Source organism: Rathayibacter sp. AY1C9 (genome assembly GCF_002932315.1).
In the GTDB taxonomy this organism is placed as follows: domain Bacteria; phylum Actinomycetota; class Actinomycetes; order Actinomycetales; family Microbacteriaceae; genus Rathayibacter.
Genome location: NZ_PSVZ01000009.1, coordinates 33,507 through 56,869, shown reverse-complemented (window position 1 = coordinate 56,869; position 23,363 = coordinate 33,507). Strand labels below are relative to the sequence as shown.

Sequence of the window (23,363 nt, the reverse complement as noted above, 5' to 3'; positions counted from 1 at the left end):
TCTCGCGGAGAGGGACCGGGCGGGGTCAGCCGGCGGCGGCGGCCAGGCCCAGCTCGGCGGAGCGGGCCAGGAGGGGATGCCGCGGTACGACGCGGACGGTGTAGCCGAAGGATCCGCTGCGGTCGAGGGTGACCACTCCGGCGTAGGGCACGCGCCCGACCGCGTCGGCCGGCACCACGGCACCCGACTCCTCGACCACCTCGAGCTCGTGGTGGCGGACCTCGGTGAGCGAGCCGTCAGCGGACGTCGTCCCGTACACGACCTCGACCGAGACGTCCGCCGGCGAGAGCTCGCCCAGGCGCACGCCCGCCCGCACGGCGAGCCGGTCCCCGCGCTGGGGCACCGCGTCGATCCCGCCGGATTCGACGGACGCGACCGCGACTCCGGCCCAGTCGGCGCGGACCCGCCGCTTCCAGCTTGCCAGCTCCTTGGCCGGCTCGAAGTGATCGGCGGCGACGGCGCGCCCGGCCTCGGCGGCCGGCGAGTAGAGCGCCTCGACGTACTGGCGCACCATCCGCTCGGCGGAGAGCTCGGGCGAGAGGGTCGCGAGGGTGTGCCGGATCGACCGCACCCACCGCCGGGGCACGCCGTCGTGGTCACGCTCGTAGTAGCGCGGCACGACCTCGGTCTCGAGCAGCTCGTAGAGCGCCTCGGCCTCGAGCGTGTCGCGGGCCTCCGGGTCGAGCGCGCGGTCGGAGGAGGGGATCGCCCAGCCGTTCTCGCCGTCGAAGTACTCGTTCCACCAGCCGTCGAGGATCGAGAGGTTGAGCGAGCCGTTGAGCGCCGCCTTCATCCCCGAGGTGCCGCACGCCTCGAGCGGGCGCAGCGGGTTGTTGAGCCAGACGTCGGTGCCCGGGTAGAGCAGCTGCGCCATCGCGATGTCGTAGTCCGGCAGGAAGACGATCCTGCGGCGCACGTCCGGCTCCTGCGCGAAGCGGACGAGCCGCTGGATCAGGCGCTTCCCCTCCTCGTCGGCCGGGTGGGACTTGCCCGCGATGACGATCTGGATCGGGTGCTGCGGGTGGGTGAGCAGCGCCCGCAGACGCTCGGGGTCGTGGAGCATCAGGGTCAGCCGCTTGTAGGTCGGCACCCGCCGCGCGAAGCCGATGGTGAGCACGTCCGGGTCCAGCAGCTCGTCCAGCCAGGCCGGCGGGAGGCCGCCCGGGTTCTGCTCGCGCCAGGAGCGGGCGGCCCGGCGGCGGGCGTCCCGCACCAGCTGCTCCCGCATCGCCCGGCGCGCGGCCCACAGCTCGGTGTCGCCGAGCGCACCTGAGGCCCAGTCGGCCCGCGTCGTGTCGTCGGTGCCGAGCCGCTCCTCCGCGAGCCGCCGGAGGATCGGATCGGTCCAGGTGGCCGCGTGGACGCCGTTCGTCACCGAGCCGATCGGCACCTCCGCCGTCTCGAAGCCGGGCCAGAGGCTCGAGAACATCGATCGGCTGACCTCGCCGTGCAGCGTCGAGACGCCGTTGGAGCGCTGCGCGAGCCGCAGGCCCATGTACGCCATGTTGAACGCCGTCCCGGAGTCCCCCGGCTCGGCGCCCAGCGCGAGCACGTCCTCGACCTGCACGCCCGGGAGCAGCTCCGTGGAGAAGTACTCCTCGATCATCCCGCGGTCGAAGCGGTCGATGCCCGCCGGCACCGGAGTGTGCGTGGTGAAGACCGTGCTCGCCCGCACCACCTGGAGAGCCTGGTCGAAGTCCAGGCCCGCGCCGATCAGGCCGGAGATGCGCTCGAGCCCCTGGAAGCCGGCGTGCCCCTCGTTGGTGTGGAACACCTCCGGGAGGACGCCGCCCGAGACCTCGGCCCAGAGTTCGAGCGCGCGGACCCCGCCGATGCCCAGCAGCAGCTCCTGCAGCAGGCGGTGCTCGCCCCCGCCGCCGTAGAGGCGGTCGGTGACGGAGCGGAGCGAGTCCTCGTTCTCGGGGATGTCGGTGTCGAGCAGGAGGAGGGTCACCCGGCCGACCTCCGCGCGCCAGACCCGGGCGTAGAGCGCGCGTCCCTCGGGGAGCGCCAGCACGATGCGGGCGGGCGAGCCGTCGGCGAGACGGACGACGCGCAGCGGCAGCCCGTCGGGATCGAGCGAGGGGTAGGACTCGAGCTGCCAGCCGTCGGCGGAGAGCTTCTGCGAGAAGTAGCCCGACCGGTAGAAGAGGCCCACGCCGGTGAGCGGCACGCCCAGGTCCGAGGAGGCCTTCAGGTGGTCGCCCGCGAGGATTCCGAGTCCGCCGGAGTACTGGGGCAGCGCCGCCGCGATGCCGAACTCCGGCGAGAAGTAGGCGATCGAGCGCGGGGCGGACTCCGGCAGCGACTGGTACCACCGCGGCTCGGTGCGGTACCGCTCCAGCTCGTCGCGGAGGCGCCACGCCTCGTCGACGAAGCCCTGATCCCCCGCCAGCTCGGCGAGGCGCTCGGGGCTCACTGCTCCGAGCAGAGCGGTGGGGTCCGCTCCCCCGCGCCGCCACAGCTCCGGATCGACCCGCTCGAACAAGCGCCGGGCGGGCTCGTGCCAGGCCCAGCGCAGATTGCCCGCCAGATCGCCCAGAGCCGAGAGCTCGGGCGGGAGGACGGAGCGGACGATGAAGCGGCGGATCGCCTTCACGGCACCCCTCGACTCTCTGCGGACCCCGGAGCGCCCGGTCGCGGAGCACCGGGGCGGTCGCGCTCGGTCACCCTAGCGGACCCCTCGGCCGCCGCGGATCGGCCGGACGCGCACCCGCCCCGACGCTCCGGCACGCGCTCCCCGGATCCGTTTGCACAGGCCCGAGCGCGGGCGCAACCGTCGTGTGCGAGCCGCCGCCGGTCGCTACTGTCGTGACGTGGCTCAGATACCTTTCGGCAAGGCTCAGAACGGCAAGGACGCACGGCGAGCGGGTCGCGGACGCGCACCCCAGGAGGCGTCGGCGCCTCCCGAGACGGCCGCTCGGGCGCCCGCCGCCGCCCCCGAGGCGACTCCTGCTCCCCCCGCGGCCGACAGTGCACCGGCCGCCCCGGTGACCGCGGACGCACCCCACGCGTCGCCGGCGACCGCGACGACCGGGAGCGGCTACCGCGTCCGGGCCGAGCGCCTGCCGATCATCGACCCGCAGCCGCGGCTCGAGGACGACCGCTGGCCCGCGAAGGCGTTCGTCGGCGAGGTCGTCCCCTTCGCTGCCACGGCCTTCCGCGAGGGGCACGACCTCATCGGCGTCGACCTCCTGCTGCGCTCGCCGTCCGGGGCCGAGTCGGAGCACCGCATGTCGCTCCTCGCGACCGGCACCGACCGCTACGGGCGCCTCGTGGCCCTCGACGAGGAGGGCGATTGGAGCTACCGCATCCGCGCCTACGCCGACGACTGGGCGACCTGGCTCCACACGGCCGAGGTCAAGATCCCGGCCGGCCTGGACATCGACGTCACCTTCGCCATCGGCGAGGGCCTGCTGCGCAGCGGCGCCGACGACTCCTCGCGGCCCGAGGGCGAGCGCAGCCTGCTCTCCGACACCGCCGCCCGCGTCGGCGACACCACGCTGAGCGCCGAGGAGCGCCTCGCCGCGGCGACCGATCCCGCCGTCCACGGCGCGCTCGACGCCCGCCCGGTGATGAGCCTCACCAGCGTCTCGGAGCCGCGCACCATCCACGTCGAGCGCACCCGCGCCGGCGTCGGCGCCTGGTACGAGTTCTTCCCCCGCTCCGAGGGCGCCGTGCGCCACGAGGACGGGACCGTGACCAGCGGATCCTTCCGCACCGCGATCGACCGCCTCCCCGCTGTGGCCGCGATGGGCTTCGACGTGCTCTACCTGCCGCCGATCCACCCCATCGGCCGCTCCTTCCGCAAGGGCCCGAACAACACGCTCGACGCCGGCGAGAACGACCCCGGCTCGCCGTGGGCGATCGGCTCGGCCGAGGGCGGCCACGACGCGATCCACCCGGACCTCGGCACCGAGGACGACTTCCGCGCCTTCCACGCCGCGGTCGAGGCCGCGGGCCTCGAGCTCGCCCTCGACTTCGCCCTGCAGGCCTCGCCCGACCATCCCTGGGTCACCAGCCACCCCGAGTGGTTCACGACGCTCCCCGACGGCTCGATCGCCTACGCCGAGAACCCGCCGAAGAAGTACCAGGACATCTACCCGATCAACTTCGACAACGACCCCGAGGGCATCCGTCAGGAGTCGCTGCGGGTCCTGCGGCACTGGATCGACCTGGGCGTGCGGATCTTCCGCGTCGACAACCCCCACACGAAGCCGCTCGACTTCTGGGAGTGGATCATCCACGAGGTCAACGCCGAGCACCCCGAGGTCGTCTTCCTCGCGGAGGCGTTCACCCGCCCCGCGATCATGCGCGCGCTCGGCAAGGTCGGCTTCCAGCAGTCGTACTCGTACTTCACCTGGCGCAACACCAAGGAGGAGCTCGGCGAGTTCTTCACGAGCATCTCCCACGAGACGGCCGACTACATGCGGCCGAACCTCTTCGTGAACACTCCGGACATCCTCACCGAGTACCTCCAGTACGGCGGCCGCTCGGCGTACAAGGTGCGGGCGGCCCTGGCCGCGACCGCGTCGCCGCTGTGGGGGGTCTACGCCGGCTACGAGCTGGTCGAGAACGTCGCTCGCCCCGGCGCCGAGGAGAACATCGACAACGAGAAGTACGAGTACAAGACGCGCGACTGGGCCGGCGCGGAGGAGTCGGGCCGCTCGCTGGCGCCGTACATCACGCGCCTCAACGAGATCCGGCGCTCGCACCCCGCGCTCGGGCAGCTGCGGAACCTGCACGTGCACGGCAGCGACGACGACGCGATCCTCGTCTACTCCAAGCACCTGCAGGCCGCGTTCACGGGCACCGGGACCGACGACACGATCATCGTCGTCGTCAACACCGACCCGCACTCGGCCCGCGAGACCACGGTCCACCTCGACCTGCCCGCGATCGGGCTCGACTGGAGCGCGACCTTCGAGGTCGAGGACCTGATCACCGGTGCCGTCTGGACCTGGGGCAGCGACGACTACGTGCGGCTCGACTCGTTCGTCGAGCCCGTGCACATCCTGAGCGTGAAGGCGGACGAGCGATGAGCGGAACCACCCCCGAGGGCACGAGCCCGGCCGAGGAGGCGGGCCTCGGCGCGCACGCCGAGACGGTCCCCACGACGGGCACCAGCTCGGCGACCACCTCCGGCCACGGCGCGCACGTCGCCGACGCGGCGCCCGACGCTCGACAGCACCCCGGAGCGGACGGCGAGAACGCGCGCAGCTACGCGGTCGAGACGGTCCCGGAGGCGCCTCAGCCGGTCGCGGCCGACGACGCCGTGACCGTCGAGCCCGACGCCGACGACGCGGAGTCCGCTCCGGTCGGCAGCGGGGCCGAGGGCGACCTGCCCGACGACACGGACGCCGCCGATTCCGTCGCAGCCGACAGCGCCGCTCCCGTCGAGACGACCGCGGACCCCGCATCCGCTTCGGGCCCCGTCGACGGCACCGCTGCGATCGCGCTGCCCGACATCCCGGAGTGGGTGCTGCAGCAGCTCGCCACCGGCAGCAACGCGCTCCCCCACGACGTCCTGGGCCAGCACCTCGTCGCGGCCCCCGGCGTCTCCGACCCGGTGACGGTCGTCCGCGTGCGCCGCCCGCTCGCCGAGAAGGTCGCCGTGGTGCTCGCCACCGGCGCCCGCGTCGAGCTCAGCCACCTCAGCGACGGGATCTGGCAGGGCTTCCACGTCCTCGGTCCGCAGGCGTACACCGTCGAGGCCCGCTACGGCGGCGGCGGCGAGTGGACCGCGGAGGACCCCTACCGCTTCTCGAAGACGGTCGGTGATTTCGACCTCTACCTCATCGGCGAGGGCCGCCACGAGCGCCTCTGGGAGGCGCTCGGCGCCCGTCACCGCGAGCACGAGGGGGTCTGGGGCACGAGCTTCGCCGTCTGGGCCCCGCACGCCCAGGCCGCTCGGGTCGTCGGCGACTTCAACGACTGGAACGGCGAGGGCCACTCCCTCCGCAACCTCGGGACGACCGGGGTCTGGGAGATCTTCGTCCCGGGCGTCGAGCCCGGAGCCTCCTACAAGTTCGACCTGCTCTCGCGTGACGGCCACTGGGTCCGCAAGGCCGACCCGATGGCCCGCGCCACGGAGGTGCCGCCCGCGACCGCCTCGAAGGTCCCCGTCTCGCACCACCAGTGGGGCGACTCCGGCTGGATGGAGAAGCGAGCCTCGGTCGATCCGCACACGCAGCCGCTCAGCGTCTACGAGATGCACCTCGGCTCCTGGCGTCCGGGACTGGGCTACCGCGACCTCGCGGACCCGCTGATCGAGTACGTCACCGAGCTCGGCTTCACGCACGTGGAGTTCATGCCGCTCGCCGAGCACCCGTTCGGCGGCTCCTGGGGCTACCAGGTCACCGGCTACTACGCCGCCTCGAGCCGCTTCGGCACGGCCGACGACCTCAAGTACCTGATCGACCGTCTGCACCAGGCCGGCATCGGCGTCATCGTCGACTGGGTGCCCGGGCACTTCCCCAAGGACGACTTCGCCCTCGCCCGCTTCGACGGCGAGCCGCTCTACGAGCACCCGGACTGGCGCCGCGGCGAGCAGATGGACTGGGGCACCTACGTCTTCGACTTCGGGCACACCCAGGTGCGCAACTTCCTCGTCGCGAACGCCCTGTTCTGGCTCGAGGAGTTCCACGTCGACGCCCTGCGGGTGGACGCCGTCGCCTCGATGCTCTACCTCGACTACTCCCGCAAGGAGGGCGAGTGGCTGCCGAACCAGTACGGCGGACGCGAGCACCTCGAGGCGATCAGCTTCCTCCAGGAGGTCAACGCCACGGCCTACAAGCTGCACCCCGGCATCATGATGATCGCCGAGGAGTCGACGAGCTGGCCCGGCGTCACCCAGCCCACCAGCTCCGGCGGCCTCGGCTTCGGGCTCAAGTGGAACATGGGCTGGATGCACGACTCGCTCGACTACATGGCGAACGACCCGCTCTGGCGCCAGTACCACCTGGGCGAGATCACCTTCTCGTTCGTCTACGCCTTCAGCGAGAAGTTCGTCCTGCCGATCAGCCACGACGAGGTCGTGCACGGCAAGGGCTCGCTGATCCAGAAGATGCCGGGCGACCACTGGCAGCAGCTCGCGAACGTGCGCGCCTACCTCGCCTTCATGTGGGCCCACCCCGGTAAGCAGCTGCTCTTCATGGGCCAGGAGTTCGGCCAGTACTCCGAGTGGAGCGAAGAGCGGGGTCTGGACTGGTGGATCCTCGATCAGCCGAGCCACCGCGGTCTCTGGAGCCTCGTCGGTCAACTGAACCGCGTGTACCGCGACTCGCCGTCGTTCTGGGAGCTCGACCACGAGCAGTCGGGCTTCGAGTGGATCGACGGCGGCGCGGCGGCGGCCAACGTCGTCTCGTTCCTGCGCAAGGACAGCGAGGGTCGCCCGATCGCCGTCATCGCCAACTTCTCGGGCTCGCCCGTGCACGGCTACCGCGTGAGCCTGCCCACGGCCGGCCGCTGGGAGGAGCTCGTCAACACGGACGCCGAGATCTACGGCGGCAGCGGAGTCGGGAACTTCGGAGCGGTCGAGGCTCGCGAGGAGCCGTGGGCCGGCCGCCCGGCTTCCGCCGAGCTGGTCCTGCCCCCGCTGGCCGTGCTCTACCTGCGACCCGCCGACTGATCGGTCCCCGCACGGAAGAGGCCGCCCGCCGCGACGATCGTCGCGAGCGGGCGGCCTCTCGGCGTTCCGGCCGGCGTCAGTAGAGCAGGCCGGTGAGCCGGGCCCGAGCCTTGTTGACGCGCGGGTCGGTCTGACCGACGATCTCGAAGAGCTCCAGGAGACGAGCCCGGACGGCGGCCTTCCCCTCGGCGTCGAGGCGCGGGAACATCGAGAGCAGCCGGTCGAAGGCGTCCTCGACGTGGCCGCCAGAGACGTCCAGGTCGGCGACGGCGAGCTGCGCGTCGAGGTTCGACGGCTCGGCTGCGGCGGTCGAGCGGATGTCGTCGAGCGTGCGGCCCTGGAGGCGGGCCAGCAGCCGCACCTGCGCGAGACCGGCGACGGCGAGGTCGTCGCGCGGGTTCTGCGCGATGGCGGTCTCGTACTCGGTGATCGCCGCGGCGTAATCGCCCCGGTCGATCGCGTCGTAGGCCTCCTGGTGGTGCGGCGGCAGCGGCTCGGGCTCGGGCTCGCCGCCCTCGGCGGGAGCGACTCCCTCCACCGGCACCGTGCCCGTCACACCGTTCTGAGCGGCGAGCTGGAGGACCTGCTCGAGCAGGTCGCGCAGCTGCTCCTCGGCGACGAGGCCGCTGAACAGGGGCACCGGGCGGCCGCCGACGATCGCGGCGACCGTCGGCACGGACTGCACCTGGAACGCCTGCGCCAGCTGCGGGCTCGACTCCACATCGACCCCGACGAGCACGAACGCGCCGGCGTACGAGACGACGACCTTCTCGAGCAGCGCGGTCATGCTCTGGCTCTGGTCCGACCAGGAGCCGCGCAGGTCGACGATCACCGGCACGCGCGAGGAGAGCTGGACCACCTGGTCGAACTCGGCGTCGCCGGCGGTCAGCAGCAGCGGATTCGCGCCGGGCGCGCCTCCGGGAGCGGCGGGCGCGGCCGGGACGCCGGCGGAGGCGGCGGGCGGGGTGCGGCGGTTCACCAGCGACGAGAGGTCGACGGCGCCGCGGAGGTTTCCGGGCAGGGGCGGGACGGTGCTCACGGCAGCTGCACCACCGAGACGAGTCCCTGGCTCCATCCGAGCATCACGATCTTCTCCTCCGATCCGACGGGCGGTACGTAGAACAGCAGTTGGTATCCGTAGGTGGTCTCGATGCCGGTCGTCGACTTGTCCGTGCCCAGCAGGGTCTGCGAGGCGCCGGAGGTCGAGACGGTCGAGCCCTCGGCAGTGGGGCGGACGGTCGACGTCTCGGCGATGCTCGCCGCGACGAGGGCCCCCGAGTCGTTCGTCGCGAGCGCGATCGTCGGCGACGTGCCGGCGGCGTTCGAGAACTCGATCGAGGCGGTGTCCGGCAGCGCCTCGCGGTCGGCGTTCTTCTTGTCGACGCCGACCTGCCCCCGGAGGGTGTCGCCGTCGGCCGCGAAGAGCTCGGCGTACTGGCTCGAGTCGCCGTTGGCGAGCACGTCGGCATACGCGGAGCCGACGGTCTGCGGGGCGAGCTTCATCAGGCGCGAGTCGGGCGCCACGATCGACGTGCCGACGGTGACGGGCGCGACGTCGGGGATGCGCGCGTTGGCCTCGAGCGAGATGGCGTAGTCGACCTTGTAGTCGACGCGCGGGCTCGCCTGGCTCATCATCAGCGCGATCGGGGCCTGGGTGGTGTCCGTCGAGTTCTGCACGACGGCGGTGACCAGGCGCGGCCACGACTCCGTGTCCTGCGGGAGCACCAGGCTCACCGGGGAGGCCGGGATCGTCTGCGGCGGGTCGATCGTCCCGCCCTTGGCGACGACGTCGTAGTTCGTGGTGCGCTCGGTGAGCGCCTCGCCCTGGAAGCGCTCGGCCAGGATCCCGGCGTCCCGGGCGGCGTCGGCGCGCGACGCGACATCGGCGACCTGGGCGACGACGGCCTCCGCCTGCTGCGTGGTGACCACGGGGGTCGGCTCGGCCGAGACCGGCTCTGCCCCCGCGGTCGCCGTGGCGGACGCGGTCGGCGCCTCGCTCGCGCCCGCGGCGAGATCCGGCCAGTAGTCGGAGCTGCAGCCGGAGAGGAGGACCGTCGTCCCGAGGACGACGGGCAGCACCAGGGCGGCCCGGCGGCGCGAGGGCGCCGGCGACGCCGTGGAGGCCTGGATCCCGGCTCGCGGCCGGGGGCGGCGGGCACCGCGGGGGATCCTGCCCTGCGGTCCCTTCCGGCGCGGGCCGTGCTGGCGGCGCAGGTGGACGAAGGCCCAGACGTAGAGGACGAGGCCGAGGAGGAGGAACACGGCTCCTCCGAGCAGCAGCGGGCCGGCGAGGGGCGTCGCGGTGTCCACGGGCCAGCTGACGCGCACGGAGTCGGCTGCCGGCGCGGTGCCGTCGCTCGCGATGAGGATGGAGACGTCCTCCGGCACGTCGAGCGCCAGGGTCACGCTGCCGCTCCCCTCGAACTCCTCGAGCCAGAGGTCGGAGCCGCGCGGATCGACGACCGCCGCGTCGGCGGTCTCGACGTCGGAGGAGAGCTGGACGCGCTCGCCCGTCTCCTCCGCGGAGGTGAGGGTGTCGTCGGCGCGCTCGTAGCCGATGGCGTCGTAGCTCGAGCCGCCCACCCAGCCCAGCACGTCGGAGGTCCGGGCGTAGGCGACGACGAGGTCGCCGCTGCCCTCGACCGTGATCGTCTGGCGTCCCGGGTTGGCGCCCAGGGTGCTGCCGTCGATCACCGCGTAGGGAGCGGAGGAGTCGAGCGCGGTCTCGGCGGTGAGGGACTCCGGAGGAGCCCAGACCGTCCGCTGACCGATGCCGAGCACGATCATCGCGGCAGCGATGACGGTGGCGATGATGGCGAAGACGAACCGCACGAAAGAACTCCTCCTGCGTTGCCGGATCGGGGTGACGGCCGGGGCCGGCTCGGGGTACGCAGCCGGACCGGGGCGCGACGGCAACAGACAAAGACAGTCCACGATAGCCGATGCCCTCGCTCCGATGCCCGGGAGAAGCCGAGAGTGCGGCCCGAGCGGCGCGCGGTGCGGGTGTCGCCCCGGCCGCGGCCTCCCTGCTGAATACACTTTCCCAGTGCCGCGAGCCCCACCGCGGTCCTGCTCTGAAGGAGACGACGTGGCGAACGACGAGGCCGAATTCACCCAGGTGTTCCGTGGCTACGACCGGGACGAGGTCGACAAGGCCGTCCAGGGCCTGCGCCGCGAGCTCATCCACTCGAACACCCAGGCGGCCGAGAGCGGCCGCGAGGTGAAGCGCCTGTCCTCCCGGATCGAGGGCCTCGAGAAGGAGCTGCAGCAGGTCGGCACTCCCACCTACGCCGGCCTGGGCGCCAAGCTCGAGCACACCCTGCGCGTGGCCGAGGAGCAGTCCGAGCGGATCATCGCCCAGGCCGAGAACGACGCCTCCGCCCTCCGCCGATCCACCCGCGACGACGGCGACCGCATCCTCCAGGAGGCGCGCGACGAGGCCGAGCGCCTGGTGACCGAGGCGCGCCGCCGTGCTGACCGGACCCGCAACGAGTCCGAGGCGCAGGCCGCGGCGACGCTCGGCAAGGCCGCCGACGACCGCGACGTGATGACCCAGGACGCCGTCCGCGAGGCCGCCGCGATCCGCGGCACCGTGGCGACCGAGGCCGCCGAGACCCGCGCCACCGCGAAGCGCGAGGCCGCCGCGATCCGCTCCGAGGCCGAGCGCGAGGCCGCGGAGATGCGCGCCGTCGCCGCCCGCGAGATCGAGGTCGCCCGCGCCGAGGCCGCCCGCCTCGCCCAGGCCAACGAGCTCCTGCGGGCCGAGGTCGCCTCCGAGGTCGACCGGCTCCGGGCGGCCGTCGAGGCCGAGGTCGCCCAGGCTCGCGCGGCGGTCGAGGCCGAGGTGCTCTCGACCCGCGCCGCGCTCGACGCCGAGGTCGCCGCCGCCCGCGCCGAGGGCGCCCGCGAGATCGCCGACCAGCGCACCCGGCTCACCCAGGAGCGCGCCGAGGCCGTCGCCGTGCTCGACGCCGAGCTGGCGGGCCTGCGTGCCGCGTCCGCCGACGAGGCCGCTGCGCTCTCGCGCGAGGTCGAGCAGGCCCGGATCGACCTGGTGGTCGAGCTCGCCGCGCGCCGCGAGGAGGCCGACCGCGACGACCTGCTCCGCCACCAGGAGGCCGTCGCGCAGACCCAGCGCTACCTCGACGAGTCGAACCTGCAGCTCGCCGACGCCATCCGACGCGCGAACGACAAGCGCCTCGAGGCGGACGCCCTGCGCAGCGACGCCCTCGACGACACGACGCGACTGCGCCGGAAGGCCCAGGACGACTCCGACGCCCTCCTCGACGACGCGCGCGACCAGGCGCAGAAGCTCGTCGCGGACGCGGAGCGCCGCAGCCGCGAGCTGATGGACACCGCCGAGCGGCGCCTCGACGAGATCCGCACCGAGCGCGACGCGATCGCCGGCTACGTGTCGGGACTGCGCGGGCTCATCGGCCACATCGACGGACTCGCGGACGACAGCGACGGCGACGGCTCCGACGGCAGCGGCTCTGACGGCGACGGCTCCGACGGCGGCTCGTCCGGCCGCTAGGCGGTCGCTGGGCGGGCGGGCTCAGCCGAGCTCGCCCGCCCACTCCGTCGGCAGCGGGGACGAGGCGGGCGCGACCACGCGCACGATCTCGTCGAGGACGCGCCGGGTCTGCGCCTCGCCGACCCAGAGGTGCTTCCCGCCCTCCACAGCGACGAGGTCCAGCTGCGGCACGCTCGCGAAGCGCTCGGCGGCTGCCTCCGGCCGCAGGTAGTCGTCGAACTCCGGGACGAGCGCCACGAGCGGGCGGCCGTCCTCGCCCCAGGCGGCGACCTCCTCCGCGCTCGTGCGGTGCAGCGGCGGCGAGAGCAGGATCGCTCCCTCGACGGGGTGCTCCCTCCCCCACTTCAGCGCGAGCTCGGTGCCGAAGGACCAGCCGACCAGCCAGGGGTGCGGCAGTCCGCGCTCCGCGACGAGCGCCAGGGCTGCGGCGACGTCGGCGCGCTCCTCGGTGCCGTGTCCGAACGCGCCCTCGCTCGTGCCGCGCGGCGACGCAGTGCCGCGGGTGTTGAAGCGGAGGACCGCCAGATCGGCGAGCGCGGGCAGGCGGGCGGCGGCCTTCCGCAGGATGTGCGAATCCATGAAGCCGCCGTGGGTGGGCAGCGGATGCAGGGTGACCAGGGTCGCGACCGGCTCGTGCTCCAGGGGCAGCGCGAGCTCCCCGACAAGGGTCAGCCCGTCGGCGGTGTGCAGCTCGACGTCCTCGCGGCGGGCGGGGAGGACGACGCCTCCGCGGATCTCGTGGGTCATCGTGCTCCTCGGATTCTCCAGCAGTGCGTGTGCCAGTGACGGCGGCCGGCCAGGTCGGCCGCGTCGCCGAGCGCGCCGTCGGCCCGCCAGGTGACCAGGTGCGGCTGGCCGATGTCGATGGTGAGCCCGCAGCCCGGGCAGAGGTAGTTCTTCACGGCCCGCGCTGCGGAGACGGGCTGGACGTTCCACTCCCGGCCGGCGTGGGACTCGGTGCGCCGGAAGCCGGCGAGCATCTGCGAGAGGTCGCGCTGCTCGTCGTCGTCGTCACGGCGGCCGCCCCGGGGTCTGTTGCTGCGCGGCATCCCCCCAGTCTAGGAGGCCGCCGCCGTGCCCCTTCCGTCAGTGGGAGCTGTCGTCTATCTCGAGCCGGGTCTCCTCGGCGTCGAGCATCAGCTGCGCCCGCCGCAGCGTCCGCGAGGAGTAGACCCCGCGCCCCCGGGCGTCCAGCAGCGCCTCCCGCTCGGCGAGCAGGACCGCTCGGCGCAGCCGCAGGTACTGCGCGTGCGGGCCGAGGGGCGCGTCCTCCGCGCGGCCGACCTGCTCCCACGCCACCTGCGAGCGGGTCAGAGTGTCGCGGCGCACGCGCTCGAGGACGCGCTCGCCCGCCTCGCCGTCGGGCAGCTCAGCCACTGCCTCGGGGAGGGCCTGGATGCCCGTGGCCGCGACCTCGTCGAGCAGCGTCGCGAGCTCGCGGCGGTCGGCCTCTCCGTCGGTGCCCTGGATGCCGGTGAGCCGGATCAGCGCGGGGAGCGTCGCACCCTGCAGGAGCAGCGTCACGACGGCGACGGTGAAGGCGATCAGGATCAGCTGGGAGCGGTAGGGAGTCTCGTCCGGCAGCGACTGGGCCGCGGCGAGCGTGACCACGCCGCGCATCCCGGACCAGGACAGGACGACTCCTCCGCGCCAGCCGAACGCCTCGCTCGTGGTCGCGGCCAGGTCGGTCTCGCGCCGGAGGTAGAGCCGTTCCGCTCGCACCTGCCGCCGCCGGAAGCGCTCGTCGCTGGTGGCGCTGTTGCGCAGTCGCATCAGGCCCACCGCCAGCCGCCGGTTGATCCGCTCCGCCCGCCGACCGGAGCTGCGCAGCCACAGGAGCAGCGGCCACACGAAGAGGGCCCGCAGCACGATCAGGATGACCACGGTGGCCAGACCCAGCAGCACCGCGGTGCCCACTCCGAACTCGCCCGGGTCCACGACCCCGGAGACGATCGCCTTGATCTCGGCGCCCATGAGCAGGAAGACGCCGTTCTCGAGCAGGAACTGCGCCGTCCGCCAGTTCACCCGCTCGCTGATCCGCGACTGCGGCGAGAGGAAGCGCGCGCTGTTGTGCCCCGTGTAGATCCCGGTGACCACGACGGCGAGCACCCCGGACGCGCCCAGCTCCTCGGCCGGGATGTAGGCCAGGAACGGCACGGCGAAGGACACGGCGGTGTCGAGCACCGGGTCCCGCAGCGTCGAGCGCACGAAGACGGTGAGCACGCCCATCACCAGTCCGAGGACGATCGCCATCAGGACGGAGTAGACGAAGAGGACCCCCACCTCGCCCACGTCGATCGCGTCGGTCGTGACGGAGGCGCCGACCACGGCCGCCGCAGCCGTCGCGGCGCGCAGCAGCACCAGCGCCGACGCGTCGTTCACGAGGCTCTCGCCCTCGAGCACCGTCACCAGGCGGGGCGGGAGTCCGAGCTTCTTGCCGATCGAGGTCGCTGCCACCGCGTCGGTTGGGCTCACGACGGCGCCCAGAGCGATCGCTGCGGGCAGGCTCAGATCGGGGAACACGAGGTAGAGGAAGCCGCCCACCACGAGGGCGGTCACGACGACCAGCAGCACCGAGAGCCCGAAGATCGAGCGCAGGTTCCGCCGGAAGTCGGTGAGGGGCACCTGGATCGCGGCCGAGTACAGCAGCGGCGGCAGCACGCCCGCGAGGATCAGCTCAGGCTCGACCTCGATGTCCGGGACCCCGGGGAGGTAGGACGCGCCGATACCGATGACGACCAGGAGCAGCGGTGCGGCGATCCCGAGGCGGCTCGAGAACCGCGCGACGGTGACGACCGTGATGATCCCGACGACCCCGAGCAGCGCGTAATCCACGGCACCAGGGTAGCGAGAGCCTCAGCCCGCCGGACGCGGTGCCGAGCGGAGGGGAACGATCAGTACCAGCCGACCGACTCGGAGTGGGCCCAGGCGCCGCAGGGCGAGCCGTAGCGGCCGGAGATGTAGCCGAGGCCCCAGGTGATCTGGGTGCTCGCGTTGGTCGCCCAGTCGGAGCCGGCCGTCGCCATCTTGCTGCCGGGGAGTGCCTGCGGGATGCCGTAGGCACCGCTGGACTTGTTCTCGGCGTAGACGTTCCAGCCGGACTCGCGGTTCCAGAGGAGGACGAGGCAGTCGTACTCGCTGTCGGCCCAGCCGCGCTGCACGATCATGTCGTACGCGATGGCCTTCGCGGATCCGGGATCCGGAGCGGCGGCGCGCTGGACGGGAGCGGCGGTCTCCGCCTCGGCGGAGCCCGACTCCTCCTCGTCGACGGTCGCGGAAGCGGTCTGAGTCTCGGTCGGAGTGGGCGTCGGGGTCGGAGTGGGCGTCGGCTTCGCCTCGGCGCCGAACGAGTCGCGCTGGACGGTCCGCTCGACGGCGTCCGCGACGACGAGCCGCTGCGCGGAGTCGCCGTTGAAGCGCGCCGGGGCCTGGTAGTAGGGGGAGGCGACCGCGCCGCTGGACGGATCGACGACGTTCACCATGGCGAACGCGATCGACGCCGTGAAGGCCAGCACCGTCACCGGGATCCGAGCCCAGGAGCGCCGCACCGGGGTCTGGTGCGGGACCGCCGGGCGACCGCTGGTGCGGTTCGCGGGCGTGTGGGCGACGGAGGTCTGAGGATGCTGAGCCACGATTACGAAAGCATAACGGACGATGACCTGATCGGCCAGCAGATCCGGCTCCGGTCAGCGGACCGCCAGCATCACGTCGACGACCGTGTCGAGCAGCAGGTCGACCTGCGCCTCGGCGTACCCGCCGCGCTGCGGGGCGAAGGAGACGGTCCGCACGTCGTCCACGGTCAGCACCGATCCGTCGCGGAAGTACCCGGAGATCCGGTCGGCGAAGGCGTCGACCTGGCGGATGTTGTAGCCCGTCGTGAGAGCGCCGGCCCGGGTGAACCGCTCGCGGGGAGCGCGGGCCAGCCGGTTCACGATCTCCTGGGCGGTCGACCGCGCGTCCGCGAGCCACGCCTCCTCGCCCCGGGCCGCGATCGCGTACTGGCGCTCCCGCAGGGCGAAGGCGTCCTCGAGGCGCTCGAGCGCCGCATCGACGTGGGGCGCGGAGTAGCCGCCCTTGCGAAGGGTGAACGCGGTGTGGCGCAGGTCGGCGGCGCGGAGGTCCGCCGGTCCCCCGGAGAGCTGCGAGTAGGCCTCGCGCGCCGACGCGAGGAAGGAGTCGACCTCGGCCGTGTCGTAGCCGGGACGGGACTCGCGGGCTCGGGGGAAGGGAGCGGTCATCCCGACATCATGCCAAGCCGCGCGCCGGGAGCGGAATCGGCACGCCCCGGTGAGGCGCCCGCTCAGTGGGCGAAGACGAAGTACAGCACGTAGGCCGCGGCGGCCGACGGCAGGATCGAGTCCAGCCGGTCGAGGACTCCTCCGTGGCCGGGCAGCCACGAGCTCATGTCCTTGATGCCGATGTCGCGCTTGATCAGCGACTCGGCGAGGTCGCCGAGCGTCGCGGTGAGCAGCACCACCGCCCCGAACACCGCGCCGACCCACCAGGGCTGGCCGAGCATCAGCAGGGCGAGCAGGACGCCGACGCCGATCCCCGCGACGGCAGCACCGGCGAACCCCTCCCAGGTCTTCTTCGGGCTGATCCGCGGTGCCATCGGGTGCTTGCCCCAGGTGAGTCCGCTCACGTAGGCGCCGGTGTCGACGACGATCACGAGCACCAGGAACGCGAACGCCCAGAGCTGGCCGCCGGGCTCGGCGACGAGACGAATCGCGAAGGCGCCGAGGAAGGTCGTGTAGCCCTGGACGAACGCGCCGAGGCCGATGTCGAGGGCGAGGTCCCTCCGGCTCGAGGCGGTGCGCCGGAAGAGCTGCTCCCCCAGCCGCCAGACGCCGACGAGGACGGATCCGCCGAGGACGGTGGCCCACGCGGCGCCGAGGCCGCCGTAGTAGGCGGCCGGCACGGCGACGACCGCCACGATCCCGGTCGGGATGCGCGGGATGTCGCGACCGGCGTGGCGCAGGGCGTTCGAGAGCTCGAGCGCCGCGAGCAGCACCACCACCCCCGCGAGCACCATGAAGAGCTCCTTGACCAGCAGCAGGCTGACGACCATCGCGCCACCGCCGAGGAGTCCGATCGCGGTCGCCGACACGAGGTTCCGGCCCGAGCGCGCGGTCAGGCGGTCGTTAGTCGCCTCGAGCTGGGCGCGGGTCGCCTCGAGCTGGCGCTCGACGTCGGCCCGGCCCTGCTGGGCGCGCGCACGCAGCGCGTCGCGGGTGACCATCCGGGATCCCCGGGCACCCGGGACGTGCGGAGACGGTCTCTTCTCGCCGCCCTCGGGTCCTTCGGGGATCTCGGGCACCGCTACACCTCGAGCAGTTCGGATTCCTTGCGCTTGAGCGCCTCGTCGATCGCGTCGACGTGCTGCTTCGTGAGCGCCTCGAGCTCCTTCTCGCCGCGGGCGAGCTCGTCGTCGCCGATGTCGCCCTTCAGCGCGTCGAGGTCGTCCTTGCCCTTGCGGCGGATGTTGCGCACCGCGATCTTGGCGTCCTCGGCCTTGGTGCGGACGATCTTGACGAACTCCTTGCGGCGCTCGGCGGTGAGCTCCGGCAGGGTCACGCGGATGATCGTGCCGTCGTTGGTCGGGTTCGCGCCGAGGTTCGGCATGTCCCGGATGGCCTGCTCGATGTCGCGCAGCGAGCCCTTGTCGTAGGGCGTCAAGACGAGCGTGCGGGCCTCCTGGTTCTGCATCGAGGCGAGCTGCGACAGCGGCGTCGGGGTGCCGTAGTAGCTCACCAGCACCTTCTGGAACATGCCGGGGTTCGCGCGTCCGGTGCGGACCGTGGAGAAGTCCTCCTTGGCGACCTCGACGGCCTTGCCCATCTTGGTCTTCGCGTCGGCCAGTACATCCGAGATCACAGGGAGCTCCTTAAGAGAGGGAAGTGGTCAGTCTAGTTCGAGACGAGCGTGCCGAGCTCGGCGCCGCGGATGGCCTTCGCGACGTTGCCCGAGGGCTCCATGCCGAAGACCTGCATCGGCATGCCGTTGTCCATGCAGAGGCTGAACGCGGTGGAGTCGACCACCTTGAGGCCCCGCTGGAGCGCCTCCTGGTAGGTCAGCGCGTCGAGCTTCTTCGCGTCGGGGTTCGTCCGCGGGTCGGCGTCGTACACGCCGTCCACGCCGTTCTTGGCGACGAGGACTACGTCGGCGTGCGTCTCGAGCGCGCGCTGCGCGGCGACCGTGTCGGTCGAGAAGTACGGGAGTCCGGCGCCGGCGCCGAAGATGACGACGCGGCCCTTCTCCATGTGCCGGATCGCCCGGCGGGGGATGTAGGGCTCCGCGACCTGCGTCATCGCGATCGCTGACTGAACGCGCGTCTCGGCGCCCGCCTGCTCGAGGAAGTCCTGGAGAGCGAGGGCGTTCATCACCGTGCCCAGCATGCCCATGTAGTCGGCCCGGCCGCGGTCCATGCCGCGCTGCGAGAGCTCGGCTCCGCGGAAGAAGTTGCCGCCGCCGACGACCACCGAGATCTCCACCTCGGTCGCGGCATCGGCGATCTCGCGCGCCAGGGCGCTGATTACGTCAGGGTTCACGCCGAGCGTGCCGGCTCCGAACGCCTCCCCCGACAGCTTCAGAAGCACCCTGCGGCGCTTGCCCGTCGTCATCGCATCCGTCTCCGTCATGGACGTTTCCTCCCGTAGACCCGTACAAACCTATCCCGCGCGGAGCGGACCCCGCGACCACGCCCGGGGCCGCCCCGGGCAGAGCGAAGGGAGCCCGGGGCGACTGAACGACCCGGACTCCCTCCTGCAGTGCTGTTAGGCGCCGACCTTGAAACGGGCGAAGCCCGACACGGTCAGGCCCGCGTCGCTCAGGACCTTGCTGACGGACAGCTTGTTGTCCTTCGCGTAGTCCTGGTCGAGCAGGGCGACCTGCTTGAAGTACGCGTTCACGCGTCCCTCGATGATCTTCGGCAGGGCGGCCTCGGGCTTGCCCTCGCCGCGCGAGATCTCCTCGACGATGCGGCGCTCGTTGTCGACCTCGGACTGCGGCACGTCCTCGCGCGAGAGGTAGGACGGGTTCGCGAACGAGATGTGCTGGGCGACGGAGCGCGCGGTCTCGGCGTCCTCACCCGCGTAGCCGACGACCACGCCGACCTGCGGGGGCAGGTCCTTGTTCGTCTTGTGGAGGTAGATCGCGAAGTGCTCGCCGGAGACGGAGGCCACGCGGCGCAGCTCCACCTTCTCGCCGAGGATCGCGGCCTCGTCGTTGATGAGGTCGGCGACGGTCTTGCCGTCGGCGGGGGCCGCGAGGGCCTCCTCGACCGTGGTGGAGCCGGCGGCGACGACCGCGGCGAGCACGGCGTCGGCGAGGGCGATGAACTTCGTGCCCTTGGCGACGAAGTCGGTCTCGCACGCGAGCTCGATCATCGTGGCGACGCCTTCCTTCTCGGCGGCGGCGACGAGGCCCTCGCTCGTGGAGCGGTCGGCGCGCTTCGCGTTGCCCTTGGCGCCCTTGAGGCGGAGGATCTCGACCGCCTTGTCCAGGTCGCCGTCGGCCTCGACGAGCGCGTTCTTCGTGTCGACCATGCCGGTACCGAGCTGCTCGCGCAGCGTCTTGACGTCAGCGAGGCTGAAATTTGCCATGTTCTCGGAACTCCTCTTGGTTCGGAAACCCTGTGGCGCCGTCACTCGCGGCGGGCTCACGGGAGGAGCCCAGCACGCCGAGGTGACGGCGGTTCTTACTCGTGGTGAACGTGCACCGACCGAGCGGGGGCCGGACGACCGCGGGTGCGGCGTCCGACCCCCGTCACGGAACGGGGTGTCAGGCGGTGGCGGTCTCGTCGGTCGAGGTCGCGGCGGCGTCGGCCTCGGGGGCCTCCTCCGCGGCGGCGGTCTCGGCCTCGACGACGGCCTCGTCGGCGGTCTCGGCCTCGGCGTCGGCGACCTTCTCGGTCTCCGCGCCGGCCTGCTCGTTCGGCTCCTGCACGTCGGCGGCGGGCGCACCGGTGGAGAGCAGCTCCTGCTCCCACTCGGCCAGCGGCTCGACGGCGGAGACGTTGCCCTCGGCCTCGGGCTTCTGGTGGCGCTGGATGAGGCCCTCGGCCGCGGCGTCGGCGACGATGCGGGTGAGCAGGCTCACCGAGCGGATCGCGTCGTCGTTGCCCGGGATCGGGTACTGGACCTCGTCCGGGTCGCAGTTCGTGTCGAGGATGCCGATGACCGGGATGCCCAGCTTCTTGGCCTCGTCGATCGCGAGGTGCTCCTTCTTGGTGTCGACGACCCAGAGGGCCGACGGCGTCTTCGAGAGGTTGCGGATGCCGCCGAGCGACTTGTGCAGCTTGTCGAGCTCGCGCTTCTTGATGAGGAGCTCCTTCTTGGTGAAGCCGCTCTTCGACGTGTCGTCGAAGTCGAGCTCCTCCAGCTCCTTCATGCGGGCGAGGCGCTTCGAGACCGTCTGGAAGTTGGTCAGGAGGCCGCCGAGCCAGCGCTGGTTCACGTAGGGCTGGCCGACGCGGGTCGCCTGCTCCGAGATCGCGTTCTGCGCCTGCTTCTTGGTGCCGACGAAGAGGATGGTGCCGCCGTGGGCGACCGTCTCCTTGACGAAGTCGTAGGTCTTGTCGATGTAGGCCAGCGACTGCTGGAGGTCGATGATGTAGCTGCCCGAGCGCTCGGTCAGGATGAAGCGCTTCATCTTCGGGTTCCAGCGACGGGTCTGGTGCCCGAAGTGGACGCCGCTGTCGAGCAGCTGGCGCATGGTGACGACTGCCATGAGTCGTTCTCCTTGTCTCGGGGCCCGGGCGCACGACGGCGCCGAACTCCCGTTCGGTTGTCTGCGACGGCCGGTCGGCACGTCGCCCTGGCGCCCGGCGCACTCCCGCCCCGGCCGCGTGAGCGGAGAGGGACCGTGGGGAGCGGAGGCCGAACGGGCGCGCGTAGTCACCCCGACGAGCGAGGTGCTCCGTGGAGTCTAGCACCAGGACGGCCGCCTCCCCCGCTGCTGCAGGAGGGCGGCCGTCGAGGCTCGGAAGACCGGTGCTACTTGCGCGCCGACTTCATCACGGTGCGGATGTGCAGGGTGTCCATCTCCTCCAGAGAGCGGCCCTTGGTCTCGGGCACGAACATGAAGACGAAGACGAACGAGATAGCCGCGAAGGCGGCGTAGAGGCCGTAGGCCAGGGTGAGCGACACGTCCTGCGAGAGGATCGGGAAGGTCACCGTGATGGCGAAGTTCGCGATCCACTGGGCAGATGCCGCCAGGCCGAGGGCGGCCGCCCGGATCCGGTTCGGGAAGATCTCGCCGAGGAGGACCCACACCAGCGGGCCCCAGGTCGCACCGAAGAAGACGACGAACGCGTTCGCCGAGACGAGGGCGATCGGCCCCCACGCGCCGGGCAGCGAGACGTCCTCTCCGCTGATCGTCGACTGGCTGAAGGCGATGGCCATCAGCGCGAGCGAGACGGCCATGCCGGCCGAGCCGACCAGCAGCAGCGGCTTCCGGCCGACCTTGTCGACCAGGAAGATCGCCACGAAGGTGACGACGACGTTCACGACCGAGGTGAAGACCGAGATCGCGAAGGAGTTGGACTCGTCGAATCCGACCGCGCTCCAGAGCGAGGTGGAGTAGTAGAAGATCACGTTGATGCCCACGAACTGCTGGAACACCGACAGCAGGATGCCGACCCAGACCACGGGGAGCAGGCCGAGGGCGGGACCGCGGAGGCTGGAGCGCTTCGCGTTCTCGGAGTCCTCGTCGATCTTCTTCTGGATGTCCGCGAGCGCCTCGTCGACCTCGTCGCGCGGCGTGACCGTCGCGAGCACCGCGCGGGCGTCCTCGGAGCGGCCGCGGGTCGCGAGGTAGCGGGGCGATTCCGGCAGGGTCAGGGCCAGGAGGCCGTAGATGACCGCAGGCACGGCACAGGCGATGAACATCCAGCGCCAGGCGGCGACGCCGAACCAGAAGGGCTCGGAGGCGCCGTCCGCGCCGTTCGCGATGAGGGTGTCCGAGAGCAGGGCGGCGAAGATGCCGAGCGTGATCGCCAGCTGCTGCAGCGACGCGAGAGCTCCGCGGATGGCCTTGGGCGCGATCTCCGAGATGTAGGTCGGAGCGATCACGGAGGCGATGCCGATGCCGAGGCCTCCGACCACGCGCCAGAGCACGAGGTCCCAGACCGCGAACGCCGCGCCGGCGCCGATGGAGGAGATGAAGAAGAGCCCGGCGCCGAGCAGCATGACCTTGATGCGGCCCCAGCGGTCGGCCAGGCGCCCAGCGAGGTACGCGCCGAGCGCACAGCCGAGCAGCGCGGAGGCGACGGCGAAGCCGATCAGGGCGGCCGAGAGCTGGAACTCGCCCTGCACCGCCTCCACGGCACCGTTCACCACCGACGAGTCGAAGCCGAAGAGGAAGCCGCCGACCGCCGCCGCGATCGCGAGGCCGATCACCTTCCTCTTCAGCTTCGCCGCCGAGGGGTTCGGGATGTCCGCTCTCCCGCTGGTCGTGTCAGATCGTCCGCTGGTCATGGTCGTCTCCGATTCTCGCCGCCGGTGGGGGCGGGGTGCCGCTCCCGAGCCGGATCACCGGCACGTTACTCCTCGCCGCGGCACCGCCGGGACGGGTTGCGCTCTCCCCCGGCCGATGTCCTCCCTCCACAGCCGGGCCCGTCGCGCTCTCCTCCCCTGATCCGCTCGGCCGACCACCGGTCCCGGACCGGCTCCAGGAGGGTGGCCGCATGCTCCGATCCCGACTCCTGCGCCCGGGCGTGTTCGCCCTCGCCGCTCTGCTCGTCGGGGCGCCTCTCGGCGCCTCGCCCTCCGGCACCTCGTCCCCCGGCCGGTCCGACCCGCGGTGGACCTCCCCCGTCGCGGGCTTCTCCGTCGTGGAGCCGTGGGGCGCGCCAGCGCACCGCTACGCCCCCGGGCACCGCGGGATCGACCTCGCCGCAGCGGCCGGGCAGCCCGTGGTCGCCGTCGCTGCGGGTACCGTGTCGTTCTCGGGCAGGGTGGTCGACCGGTCCGTGGTGAGCATCGTGCACGCGGACGGTCTGGTCTCGACGGTCGAGCCGGTCGACGGATCGGTGACGGCCGGGCAGGTCCTCACCGCGGGCCAGCCCGTCGGAGCAGTGGGTGCGGGCGGCCACTGCGACGGGAGGTGCGTGCACCTCGGCGTCCGCGAGGGTGGCGACTACGTTTCGCCGATGCGGTTCTTCGGCGGGATCCCCCGGGCGGTGCTCCTGCCGATGGACGA

Annotated in this window: 17 protein-coding genes and 1 pseudogene; 4 read left to right on the top strand and 14 right to left on the bottom strand. The window is 72.2% G+C overall.

The features are described 5' to 3' along the window. Positions 1–25 precede the first annotated feature (25 nt). Entirely contained in the window at positions 26–2,599 is a 2,574-nt protein-coding gene (gene glgP, locus C5D09_RS08430) for an alpha-glucan family phosphorylase (protein WP_104269081.1), read from the bottom strand. Between the two features lie 472 nt (positions 2,600–3,071). Between glgP and C5D09_RS08425 the strand changes: the two genes are divergently transcribed. Both C5D09_RS08425 and glgB read left to right on the top strand, forming a co-directional pair. After that, positions 3,072–5,042 (top strand): alpha-1,4-glucan--maltose-1-phosphate maltosyltransferase, encoded by a 1,971-nt coding sequence (locus tag C5D09_RS08425; protein ID WP_258063673.1) that lies wholly within the window; start codon positions 3,072–3,074, stop codon positions 5,040–5,042. Continuing rightward, the gene (gene glgB / locus C5D09_RS08420; RefSeq protein ID WP_104269079.1) at positions 5,039–7,630 is read left to right on the top strand and encodes a 1,4-alpha-glucan branching protein GlgB; all 2,592 of its coding nucleotides are present in this window, start codon (positions 5,039–5,041) and stop codon (positions 7,628–7,630) included. Before C5D09_RS08425 ends, glgB begins: the two co-directional genes overlap by 4 nt. 76 nt (positions 7,631–7,706) lie before the next feature. Here the strand turns inward: glgB and C5D09_RS08415 are convergent, their stop codons facing one another. After that, entirely contained in the window at positions 7,707–8,669 is a 963-nt protein-coding gene (locus C5D09_RS08415; protein WP_104269078.1) for a tetratricopeptide repeat protein, read from the bottom strand. Beyond that, on the bottom strand, positions 8,666–10,462 hold the full coding sequence (locus tag C5D09_RS08410; RefSeq protein ID WP_104269077.1) for a hypothetical protein: 1,797 nt from the start codon (positions 10,460–10,462) through the stop codon (positions 8,666–8,668). Before C5D09_RS08410 ends, C5D09_RS08415 begins: the two co-directional genes overlap by 4 nt. Before the next feature lie 256 nt (positions 10,463–10,718). On the opposite strand from C5D09_RS08410, the gene C5D09_RS08405 reads away from it, so the two are divergent. After that, positions 10,719–12,164: a DivIVA domain-containing protein gene (locus C5D09_RS08405; protein WP_104269076.1), complete on the top strand. Its 1,446-nt coding sequence runs from the start codon at positions 10,719–10,721 to the stop codon at positions 12,162–12,164. Between the two features lie 21 nt (positions 12,165–12,185). Here C5D09_RS08405 and C5D09_RS08400 read toward each other — a convergent pair whose 3' ends face one another. From C5D09_RS08400 to C5D09_RS08350, 11 genes are all read right to left on the bottom strand, one after another. Next, a complete protein-coding gene (locus tag C5D09_RS08400; RefSeq protein ID WP_104269075.1) occupies positions 12,186–12,911 on the bottom strand; it encodes an alpha/beta hydrolase in 726 nt (241 codons plus the stop codon). Continuing rightward, positions 12,908–13,213 carry a hypothetical protein gene (locus tag C5D09_RS08395; protein ID WP_181027199.1) on the bottom strand — a complete coding sequence of 102 codons (306 nt, stop codon included), beginning with the start codon at positions 13,211–13,213 and terminating at the stop codon, positions 12,908–12,910. The genes C5D09_RS08400 and C5D09_RS08395 overlap by 4 nt, the downstream gene beginning before the upstream one ends. Positions 13,214–13,250: 37 nt before the next feature. Next, positions 13,251–14,999 (bottom strand): sodium:proton antiporter, encoded by a 1,749-nt coding sequence (locus tag C5D09_RS08390; protein WP_104269074.1) that lies wholly within the window; start codon positions 14,997–14,999, stop codon positions 13,251–13,253. A 59-nt stretch (positions 15,000–15,058) separates the two neighbouring features. Next, positions 15,059–15,796 carry a lytic transglycosylase domain-containing protein gene (locus C5D09_RS08385; RefSeq protein WP_258066949.1) on the bottom strand — a complete coding sequence of 246 codons (738 nt, stop codon included), beginning with the start codon at positions 15,794–15,796 and terminating at the stop codon, positions 15,059–15,061. 54 nt (positions 15,797–15,850) lie between these two features. Then, positions 15,851–16,402 (bottom strand): DivIVA domain-containing protein, encoded by a 552-nt coding sequence (locus C5D09_RS08380; protein WP_104226865.1) that lies wholly within the window; start codon positions 16,400–16,402, stop codon positions 15,851–15,853. A 62-nt stretch (positions 16,403–16,464) separates the two neighbouring features. Beyond that, positions 16,465–17,403: a phosphatidate cytidylyltransferase gene (locus tag C5D09_RS08375; RefSeq protein ID WP_104269072.1), complete on the bottom strand. Its 939-nt coding sequence runs from the start codon at positions 17,401–17,403 to the stop codon at positions 16,465–16,467. 80 nt (positions 17,404–17,483) lie between these two features. Then, the gene (frr, locus tag C5D09_RS08370; RefSeq protein WP_104232499.1) at positions 17,484–18,038 is read right to left on the bottom strand and encodes a ribosome recycling factor; all 555 of its coding nucleotides are present in this window, start codon (positions 18,036–18,038) and stop codon (positions 17,484–17,486) included. Positions 18,039–18,070: 32 nt separating this feature from the next. Beyond that, positions 18,071–18,784: a UMP kinase gene (gene pyrH, locus C5D09_RS08365; protein WP_374952923.1), complete on the bottom strand. Its 714-nt coding sequence runs from the start codon at positions 18,782–18,784 to the stop codon at positions 18,071–18,073. Between the two features lie 153 nt (positions 18,785–18,937). Next, positions 18,938–19,765 (bottom strand): translation elongation factor Ts, encoded by an 828-nt coding sequence (tsf, locus tag C5D09_RS08360; protein WP_104269071.1) that lies wholly within the window; start codon positions 19,763–19,765, stop codon positions 18,938–18,940. A 178-nt stretch (positions 19,766–19,943) separates the two neighbouring features. Then, positions 19,944–20,891, bottom strand: a complete 948-nt coding sequence (rpsB, locus tag C5D09_RS08355) for a 30S ribosomal protein S2 (RefSeq protein ID WP_104269070.1) — start codon at positions 20,889–20,891, stop codon at positions 19,944–19,946. A gap of 266 nt (positions 20,892–21,157) precedes the next feature. Beyond that, positions 21,158–22,639: a sugar porter family MFS transporter gene (locus tag C5D09_RS08350; RefSeq protein ID WP_104223897.1), complete on the bottom strand. Its 1,482-nt coding sequence runs from the start codon at positions 22,637–22,639 to the stop codon at positions 21,158–21,160. A gap of 209 nt (positions 22,640–22,848) precedes the next feature. Here C5D09_RS08350 and C5D09_RS17990 point away from each other — a divergent pair. Next, a pseudogene (locus C5D09_RS17990) lies at positions 22,849–23,301 on the top strand (murein hydrolase activator EnvC family protein); the annotation flags it as partial. Positions 23,302–23,363 lie beyond the last annotated feature (62 nt).